The 255-nt window shown below is 49.8% G+C and carries 1 rRNA gene; it reads right to left on the bottom strand.

The features are described 5' to 3' along the window. Positions 1–53: ribosomal RNA gene (gene rrf, locus L6D63_RS28960) — 5S ribosomal RNA — on the bottom strand; the annotation flags it as partial. Positions 54–255: the final 202 nt, after the last annotated feature.

Genomic DNA, 255 nt, shown 5'->3' with positions numbered 1-255 from the left:
ACTTCTGAGTTCGGGATGGGATCAGGTGGTTCCAACGCTCTATGGTCGTCAAGAAATTCGGGTACTGACTCGTGACCAACTGGCCTCGCTTCAGCAAATCGGGTATGTGATACAGGTGTTTGTGAGCAGCGCGAACTTTCGGTTCATTGCGTCTTCACACACCGCAATCTGGTCTCTTTCGAGCATTCAGATTGCTTGGGTGTTATATGGTCAAGCCTCACGGGCAATTAGTATTGGTTAGCTCAACGCCTCACA

Origin of the sequence: Pseudomonas parakoreensis (genome assembly GCF_021602155.1) — a bacterium.
Taxonomy (GTDB): domain Bacteria; phylum Pseudomonadota; class Gammaproteobacteria; order Pseudomonadales; family Pseudomonadaceae; genus Aquipseudomonas; species Aquipseudomonas parakoreensis.
Note: the sequence above shows the minus strand (reverse complement) of the source record. Positions and strands in the feature narration are given on the sequence as shown.